At 56.8% G+C, this 1,547-nt stretch carries 2 protein-coding genes; both read right to left on the bottom strand.

The annotated features are described in order from the left end of the window. Positions 1–38: 38 nt before the first annotated feature. The gene (locus ACK59H_RS22910; protein WP_060480660.1) at positions 39–320 is read right to left on the bottom strand and encodes a hypothetical protein; all 282 of its coding nucleotides are present in this window, start codon (positions 318–320) and stop codon (positions 39–41) included. Positions 321–509: 189 nt separating this feature from the next. Then, a complete protein-coding gene (gene rhtA, locus ACK59H_RS22905) occupies positions 510–1,397 on the bottom strand; it encodes a threonine/homoserine exporter RhtA (RefSeq protein ID WP_060480659.1) in 888 nt (295 codons plus the stop codon). Positions 1,398–1,547 lie beyond the last annotated feature (150 nt).

Genomic DNA, 1,547 nt, shown 5'->3' with positions numbered 1-1,547 from the left:
CTATGAACAAAAAAGGGCAGCTTGCGTGCTGCCCTCTCTTACTTACAGATGACGATCATGCTGCGGCTGGTGTAGCCAGCGGGATTGATGCCGAAGAGGTAATCCCCTGCCTCTTCGTCAGCGTCGCCTGAGCGTGCAACCACCTTGTAACCGCGCGAGCTGCAGGAGGCAGCCGCCTTGCTGTAGCACTTGTCCCATGACGAAGACAGGCCGGAGCAATTGATATGCACGCCCTTTTTTCCTTTCCTGACCTCAGTCTTGGCGGTCGCGGCGCATCCAGCAATGGCCAGGACAGCCAGGATGATCATGATACGTTTCATTCCTGTCCTTAAATGCAGGGCCCATCAGCACTGTGACCCTGGCGTTATCGCTTTGGTTCTTCCTGAATTTTCCTCGACTTCCGTGTTCGCTCAAGTAGATAGCGTAAAGATGATGATCGGGTTACAGCTTAATGAGGGAGGCTGATGAGGACAATGTTTAATAACAGCTAAATGAAGCTGATTCTCAAATCAGTCCGCGACAATGGCTGGCTTGGCTTCCCGCCGCATCGACAGCGTAGCGCCAGCCGAGGCCGCAATGATGGCGAGGATCGCCAGCCACTGAGTTGCGCTCAGTACTTCGCCCAGGAACAACAGGCCTGAAAGAGCACCAATCGCCGGCTCTATGCTCATCAGGGTGCCGAAGGTGCGAGCTGGCATGCGAGTCAGGGCAACCATTTCCAGGCTATAGGGAAGTGCAGTCGAGAGAATGGCGACGCCCAAGGCCAGAGGAATGATTGCAGGGCTCAGCAGTGCACTGCCAGCATGAATGATGCCTATGGGGGCAACGAACAGGGCTGCAACCACCACCCCCAAGGCAGCGCTCTGGATGCCGTGCTCAGCGCCTGCGCGCTGGCCGAACAAAATGTAGAGTGCCCAGCAGGCACCTGCACCCAGCGCGTACGCAGCACCCAATACATCCAGCGGCTGTCCGCCATGCCCTACTGGCAGCAATAGCAACAGGCCGGCCACCGCCAGAGCGATCCACAGAAAATCCAACGCACGGCGAGAGGCGAACAGTGCCACAGCCAATGGGCCTGTGAATTCCAGGGCAACGGCAATGCCCAGTGGCGTGGTTTGCAGCGACATATAGAAGAGGAAGTTCATGCCGCCCAAAGACATCCCGTAGATAATGACGTTGCGCAGCGTCTTGCCGGTCATGCGCGCGCGCCATGGTCGCAGTATCAGAAGCATGATGATGCTGGCGAAAATCAACCGCAGAGTGGTGGTGCCTTGGGCACCGACTAGCGGGAACATGCTCTTGGCCAGGGATGCTCCGGACTGGATCGAGGCCATGGCAATAAGCAGCAGGCCAATGGGGAAAAGGGTGCTGGCCATGCTGCGGGCTGCGGTGTTCATTTCAGGGCGACAATCCTTTGAGCTGCACAGGGTGTGCAATATAGTGCGCAAATCCTGCGGGAGGGCGCAAGGTGTCTTGCCTGACGATTTTCGCTGCGGTGCATGATTTCATACGATTATGACTTGACGTGGGTTCGAATCCCTTTATAC

The organism is Pseudomonas sp. KCJK9000, assembly GCF_046230725.1.
Lineage (GTDB): Bacteria > Pseudomonadota > Gammaproteobacteria > Pseudomonadales > Pseudomonadaceae > Aquipseudomonas > Aquipseudomonas promysalinigenes.
This window is presented reverse-complemented; position numbering and strand designations above follow the sequence as displayed.

Bases quoted from the DNA above. Each gene is read 5' to 3' on its own strand.
- ACK59H_RS22910 (WP_060480660.1), bottom strand. From the start codon at position 320: ATGAAACGTATCATGATCATCCTGGCTGTCCTGGCCATTGCTGGATGC.
- rhtA (WP_060480659.1), bottom strand. From the start codon at position 1,397: ATGAACACCGCAGCCCGCAGCATGGCCAGCACCCTTTTCCCCATTGGC.